Here is a 6,460-nt window from a genome sequence, read left to right on the forward strand (position 1 = left end):
GCGGGGCCTTGTTGTTTCATCTTTCGACCATCAGGCGCTGAGGCGGAAGCGCTTGACCAGGCTCTCCTGCTGCTCGGCGAGGGAGTCCAGCTGCTGGCTGGTCTCGGCTACCCGCTCAATCCCCTGATAGTTGAGATCCGAGATATCGGAGATGCGGTTGAGGTTGGTGGCGATATCGGCGCTGGTGGCCTGCTGCTGCTCGGCGGCAGAGGCGATCTGGCTCGACATGTCGCTGATCAGCACCACAATTCCCTGCACCTCCTCCATGGCGTTGTTGGCGTGAGAGCTCTGATCCACGCAGCTATCCATCTCGCGAGAGCACTCCTGCATTACGGTCACCGCCTTGGCAACCCCCTGCTGCAGGTTCTCGATCATGGTCTGGATTTCGCTGGTGGACTGGGCGGTGCGGCCCGCCAGACTGCGCACCTCATCGGCCACCACCGCAAAACCGCGCCCCTGCTCGCCGGCCCGCGCCGCTTCGATGGCGGCGTTGAGGGCCAGCAGGTTGGTCTGCTCGGCAATGCCGCGAATGACATCGAGGATGTTGCCAATCTGGCTGCTCATGGCACTCACATCACCAATCACCTTGCCGGTCTGTTGCAGCTTGCCCGCCAGTTGATGAGTGGTGGTGATATTGCCTGCCATCACCTTGCGTCCCATCTCGGAGGCCTTCTCCACATCCTGCACCCGCTCCAGGGTCTGGTTGGCAGCCTGCGCCACTTCCCGCACCGAGGCCTCCATCTGGGTCATGGCGGCGGCGACCGAGGCGGTCTCCTGCCGCTGTTTCTCCAGATCCGCCCGCACCGATTCGGTGGTGTGGCGGTTGCCGTGGGCGGCATCGTTAAGCTGGGCAGACGCTTGTGAAAGCTGTGCCAGCACCTCCCCCATCTGGGCAATCAGCAGGTTGATCTGGCTGCCCAGCTGACCGAATTCGTTCTTGCTCTGAAAACCGATGCGCTGGGTCATGTCGCCCTGGGTCACTTCGGTCAGCACCCGCAGCAACTCCCTGAGCGGACGGCGAATGGCCTTGCCCAGGGTATAAGCCACCAGCATGGCGATCAGGATGGCGACTACGATGCTGGTTCCCTGGGTCAGGGTGCTCTGGCTCTGTGTGGCTTTGGCGTGCTGAATGCTTTGACTCATCAGCTGCTGACTCTGGCCGGTGATCCGCTCAAGCCGATTCTGGATCTCGACTATCAGGGCGCTGGCCTGCTTGCTCTTCTCCCGCATCTGTTCCTGCTGCTTCATCAGCGCCAGATACTGGGAGAGCACGCCTTCGCTTGCGGTGGTGTCGCGTACAAAACCGTGAACATAGTGGCCCATGTCGTTCTCGAAGTTCTTCAGCTCCCCCTGCAGATCCTTGATGGTGCTGTTGAACCCCTCGATCTGCATCTTGTTGCGCTTGAGCGCCCCTTCGATGGGGGCCGGAATGGTCTGATTGAGGGCGTCCATAGTGGAGAGTTCGATGGCGGAGAGCTTGGTGGTCAGGGTCTCGGAGAGCATCTTGATAAAGCTGTCGTCGATGGTGACCATCATGTCACCCAGACTCTTCTTGAACTGGGGCAGACTGACCTGAAACTGCCCCTTGGCCAAATTGACCTTGTGCAGCCGGGTGAGCAGCGCCTCGTGTTCGCCGGGCAGGGTATCGGTCAGTTGCAGGTAGCTGTCGACCTGCTGGCTGAGGCTGCTCATCTCCCCTTGCAGTTCGGGGTGGTGGGCCACCTGCTGGCGCAAGACGTCAAGGCTCTTGCCCACCGCAGCCTTGGCCTGTTTCAGTTCGGCCACTTCGGCCGGCAGCTGTTTGGGATCCTGCTCGGTGAGCACATCCCCCAGCCACTTGTTGGCGCTGAGCAGGGTGATCTGGGTCTGACTGCTGGCAATCACCAGCGGCATAGACTGCTGGGTAACCTGCTCCAGTGCGTTCCCCAGGGTCTCCTGACTACGAAATGTGAGCAGTGAACTGGCCACCATCACGGCCACCAGGATCGCGAAGCCAAGGTAGACTCGCTGCAAGATGGAGAGATCCGACATTGTTTGTTTCATTATTGTCCCGCTGTATATGCAAAAGTCCCTTGCCTGAGTACCCCGTCCTTTTGATACCCTGCAGACCACCCTGAACAGGCGCTGCAGATGACGTCCCTCTGGCTATCGGTATTTTTAACAATAACTGAAGGGAATGGGACATCAGCTGTGTCAAATGTCGGCTTGTGTCACACTTGGCGTGCTGCTCGCCCCCCTTTCGGGAGCCGCTTGGGGTTCTAGTTCAATTTTCTGTTTCATATAAGGGAGTTAGCCATGGCGCAAGAAACCATTTTCAGCAAAATCATCCGTAAAGAGATCCCCGCCGACATCCTTTATCAAGACGATCTGGTCACCGCATTCCGGGATATCCAGCCCAAGGCCAAGACCCATATTCTGATCATCCCCAATGTGCTGATCCCCACCGTCAATGACGTGGAAGCCGAACATGAACTGGCCCTTGGCCGGATGTTCACCGTGGCCCGCAAACTGGCCAGCGAGGCGGGCATCGCCGAAGATGGCTACCGCCTCATCATGAACTGCAACCGCCACGGCGGGCAGGAGGTCTACCACATCCACATGCATCTGGTCGGTGGCCAGCCGCTGGGACCGCTGCTCAGCCTGTAATGAATCGCCACGCCTCAACCTGCCGCAGCGCCCTGTTGCTCTGCGGCGCCCTGCTGTTGCTGGGAGGCTGCGCCTCCCGCTGGCAGGATATGTTCGTCTCCTACTCCGATCAGATGGTGCCCCTGCGCAACCAGCTGCTGCTGGGCCATGCCGCCGAGGCGCTGCCCGAGGTGCGCGACTCCACCCTGGGGGATGACACCTTTGTGCTGGATCGGCTCGAACAGGGGCGCATTGCCTGGCTGGCGGGTCAGGATGCGGGCAGCAAGCTGGCGTTCACCGCCGCCGACAGCCGCCTTCAGTGGGAAGACAATCAGGCCGAATACCGGCTGAGCCACGGTCTGGATCAGGTGGGCAGTCTGCTCACCAACGATCAGTCGATGGCCTATCGTACTCCCGATTACGAACGCACCATGCTGCACCACTATCTGGCCCTCAACTATCTGCAACGGGGTGATGCCGATGGCGCCCTGGTGGAGGTGCGCCGGGCCAATCAGGTGCAGGAGCAGGCCCTGAAACGGCGAGCCGATGAGGTGCGCAAGGCGAAGGATGAGAGCGAAGAGGCCGAAGCAGAAGGCGAGATGCGCCAGCTGATGTCGCGCGGCGCACCGGATCTCGACCGGTTGATCGGCAAGGTCAAAAACGGTTTTCAGAACGCCTACACCTTCTATTTTTCCGCCGTGCTCTATGAGGCGGCCGGGGATCTCAACGATGCCTGGGTCGACTATCAGCGCGGCTACCAGATAGCGCCGGACAACCGCAGCCTGCAAGATGCCTTGCTGCGTCTGGCGCGGCTGCGTGGCTCACCGGACGAGATCCGCGAGACCGAGAAAAAGATAGGCCGCAAAGCACCGCCACTTGAAAAAGATCAAGGCCAACTGGTGGTACTGTTTGAAGATGGTTTGATCCCGGCACGGCGCGAACTGTTCCTGCCGCTGCCCATCTCCACCTCCCGCGGCGATTTTCGCACCTTTACCGTCGCCATCCCCTATTACGATAATCGGGCCAGCGACACCGGCCCGCTGACGGTGGAAGTCGGCAAGCGGGTCGAGCAGACCAGCGAGCTGGTCAGGCTGGAAGCGCTGGCCGCCAAAGATCTGCAGGAGCGGCTGCCCGGCATGCTGACCCGCCAGGCGCTGCGGCTGGTGGCCAAGGAGCAGATGCGCCGCACCGCCGCCAAAGAGGGGGGCGATGTGGGCAATATTCTGGTGGGGATCTTCAACACCCTCTCGGAGCGGGCCGATACCCGCAGTTGGCTGACGCTGCCAGCTCAGGCATCGAGCTGGCAGGGAATGGTGCCGGCAGGTGACATCAATCTCACCCTGGGCGCGGGGGCAGCGCAGCGGCAATTGCCGCTCACCATCCACAAGGGACGCACCACCCTGGTCTGGGTACAGCGCCTCGGCGCCGGTCTGACCACCCGGGTGATGCCGCTCTGAGCAGATGGCGAAGAGAGATGAGCAAGACAATTAACCGGGCAGGCTCACACGCGGCCCCACTCACCCCGATTAAGGAGAGCAAGATGAAAGCATACGGGTTGGCCCTCGGGCTCGCGCTGCTGCTGACCGGCTGCGCCACCAACACCTCCGGCGTGGCGCTCTATGGCCCGGCGGGCGGTGCACCCACGCTGGAGCAGCATCAAAACGTCAACGTCACCCTGACCGAGCTGAGCCGCCGCCAGCAAAATGGCCTGCTGCAGGTCAATGTGGCCGCCGCCAGCACCCAGCGCGGCGATAACAAGCTGCAATATATCTTCTATTGGTATGATGAGGCCGGTCAGGAGGTCGCCAGCGATGGCCGCGGCTGGACTCCCATCAAGCTGCATGGCTATCAGACCCGCACCCTCTCGGCCCTGGCGCCCAGCCCGGCGGCGCAGGGTTACCGGATTTACGTACGCGAAGTGATTGAGGAATCCTACTGATGAAAATGAATCATGCCCTGCTGATATTGACCTCTGCATTGCTCTTGGGCGGCTGCTCCAGCACCACGGTCAGCTATGGCGATCCGACCGAAACCGAAACCGTCACCGTCGATTACGGCTCAAGCGACCTGCAGGCCATCGCCGACAAGATGGCGGACTCCATGCTCGCCTCCCCCGCCACCAGCGAGATCACCGCTGGCGGTCGTCCGGTGATGTTTATGGACTCTATCCGCAACAAGACCTCCGAGCACATCGATACCGAAGCCATCACCGACACCATCCGCACCAAGTTGCTGCGGGCCGGCAAATTCCGCTTCGTCGACATGAGCAAGGTGGCCGCCGTCAAGCAGCAGCTCGAATACCAGCAGAGCAGCGGCATGGTGGATCCTGCCTCCATGGTGCGTCTGGGCAAGCAGACCGGTGCTCGCTACATGGTCTATGGCAACCTCGCCAGCATAGTCAAAGACAATGGCAAGGTGAAGGATGTCTACTACCAGATGACCATGAACCTGATGGACCTGCAAAACGGCGAACTGCTGTGGGCCGATCAGAAAGAGATCCGCAAACAGGCGAAGAAATCCACCTTTGGCTGGTAACAGGCTCCCGGTGACAGGCAACTGTGATCCGCTACTGGCCAGCCTGCCCGCCCCCTGGCGGGAGGGGCAGCTGGAACCACTCGGGTTAGGCCTGACCAACTGCAACTATCGACTGCGCCTCCCCTCGGGGCGCAGTTACTTTTTGCGTCAGGGCCACTCCGACCCGGTGCGCCTTGGTATCGACCGTTCCACCGAGTGGCAGCTTTATCAGGGGGCGATGGGCGAAGGGTTGGCGCTGCCCTGCCACTATGGCGATCCCGCCATCGGTCTGATGCTGCTCGAATGGTGCGATGAGCCAAACTGGGTGCACGCGGCGCCACCGGAAGCCGATCAGCCCCGTCTGCTGGCTGAGGTGCTGCGCAAGCTCCATCGCCTGCCGCTGCCTGCGGTGGTGATGGCGGTGCGAGCCCACGCCGCGGGCTATCGCGCCAGACTGGCCCGCATTCCCTCCTGGCTGCCCGCCCTGGAGCGGAGCTTGCTCGCCAGCAGTGAGCCAAATGATTGCTGGCGCCCTTGCCACCATGATCTCAATCCGGCTAACTTGTTGGGAAGCAAACCCTGGGTCATCGACTGGGAGTATGGCGCGGCAGGTCACCCCGGCTTTGAGCTCGCCAGCATCCAGCGCACCCATGAATGGCCCGCCGAGCGGCGCGACGAGCTGGAAGCGCACTATCTGCAGACCCTGCCGCGCCACCAGTGGCCCGATTTTCAGAGCGAGGCATTTTTACCCTGGGTCGACTATATCGGCCTGCTCTGGGCCCTGCTGATGGCAGAGCAACAGCCCTCACTCGACTATGACACCCTGATCGCCATCAACCGGCAACGACTGGAGTAACAGATGATAAACAAGGTGCGCTGGCACAAGCCGAAAACCTGGGGTCTGCTGCTGATCGGCCTGCTGCTGACCGGCTGCTCCACCCGGGTGATCTACTACTGGCTCGATACCGCCATCATCTGGCAACTGGATGACTACTTTGCCCTCTCCTATTCGCAGAAGGATCTGCTCAGCCGCGAAGTGAAGGGGCTGATGGCCTGGCATCGCCAATACGAGCTGCCGCGCTACGCCAGGGATCTCGATGTGCTGGCCAAGGCGGTGGCCAGCCCCATGACGCCGGAGCAGATCTCGACCAATCTCGATGCGGTGCAGCAGAGCCTGACCCGCACACTGGAAAACACCATCCCCCGCGCGGTCAGGCTGGCGCGCACCCTGACCGATGAGCAGGTGGCCCGCTTTATGACCGATCGGATCAAGCGGCAACAGGAGCGGCAAAAGGACTTTGCCACTGAGCCCAAAGAGCAG

The 6,460-nt window shown here is 61.4% G+C and carries 7 protein-coding genes; 6 read left to right on the forward strand and 1 reads right to left on the reverse strand.

What is annotated here, in order from left to right; translation table 11 throughout:
- Nucleotides 1-30 precede the first annotated feature (30 nt).
- Nucleotides 31-2,043, reverse strand: a complete 2,013-nt coding sequence (locus AB5Y85_RS03715; protein WP_100646263.1) for a methyl-accepting chemotaxis protein — start codon at nucleotides 2,041-2,043, stop codon at nucleotides 31-33.
- Nucleotides 2,044-2,295: 252 nt separating this feature from the next.
- Between AB5Y85_RS03715 and hinT the strand changes: the two genes are divergently transcribed.
- The 6 genes from hinT to AB5Y85_RS03745 form a co-directional block, all read left to right on the forward strand.
- On the forward strand, nucleotides 2,296-2,646 hold the full coding sequence (hinT, locus tag AB5Y85_RS03720) for a purine nucleoside phosphoramidase (RefSeq protein WP_021231009.1): 351 nt from the start codon (nucleotides 2,296-2,298) through the stop codon (nucleotides 2,644-2,646).
- A complete protein-coding gene (locus tag AB5Y85_RS03725) occupies nucleotides 2,646-4,082 on the forward strand; it encodes a COG3014 family protein (RefSeq protein WP_257687591.1) in 1,437 nt (478 codons plus the stop codon). Before hinT ends, AB5Y85_RS03725 begins: the two co-directional genes overlap by 1 nt.
- 83 nt (nucleotides 4,083-4,165) lie before the next feature.
- Complete coding sequence (locus tag AB5Y85_RS03730) at nucleotides 4,166-4,564, forward strand: YcfL family protein (protein ID WP_005334038.1); 399 nt, start codon at nucleotides 4,166-4,168, stop codon at nucleotides 4,562-4,564.
- Entirely contained in the window at nucleotides 4,564-5,160 is a 597-nt protein-coding gene (gene lpoB, locus AB5Y85_RS03735; RefSeq protein ID WP_005334041.1) for a penicillin-binding protein activator LpoB, read from the forward strand. The genes AB5Y85_RS03730 and lpoB overlap by 1 nt, the downstream gene beginning before the upstream one ends.
- A 10-nt stretch (nucleotides 5,161-5,170) precedes the next feature.
- Nucleotides 5,171-5,995 (forward strand): choline kinase family protein, encoded by an 825-nt coding sequence (locus tag AB5Y85_RS03740; protein WP_257687592.1) that lies wholly within the window; start codon nucleotides 5,171-5,173, stop codon nucleotides 5,993-5,995.
- 3 nt (nucleotides 5,996-5,998) lie between these two features.
- Nucleotides 5,999-6,460: DUF6279 family lipoprotein (locus tag AB5Y85_RS03745; RefSeq protein ID WP_368221206.1), on the forward strand; the 462-nt coding region annotated here is incomplete at its 3' end.

The sequence above is a fragment of the Aeromonas sp. R3-1 genome (genome assembly GCF_040908345.1).
GTDB classification, from domain to species: Bacteria; Pseudomonadota; Gammaproteobacteria; order Enterobacterales; family Aeromonadaceae; genus Aeromonas; species Aeromonas veronii.

Coding starts and splice junctions, on each gene's coding strand:
- AB5Y85_RS03715 (WP_100646263.1), bottom strand. CDS start 2,043: ATGAAACAAACAATGTCGGATCTCTCCATCTTGCAGCGAGTCTACCTT.
- hinT (WP_021231009.1), top strand. CDS start 2,296: ATGGCGCAAGAAACCATTTTCAGCAAAATCATCCGTAAAGAGATCCCC.
- AB5Y85_RS03725 (WP_257687591.1), top strand. CDS start 2,646: ATGAATCGCCACGCCTCAACCTGCCGCAGCGCCCTGTTGCTCTGCGGC.
- AB5Y85_RS03730 (WP_005334038.1), top strand. CDS start 4,166: ATGAAAGCATACGGGTTGGCCCTCGGGCTCGCGCTGCTGCTGACCGGC.
- lpoB (WP_005334041.1), top strand. CDS start 4,564: ATGAAAATGAATCATGCCCTGCTGATATTGACCTCTGCATTGCTCTTG.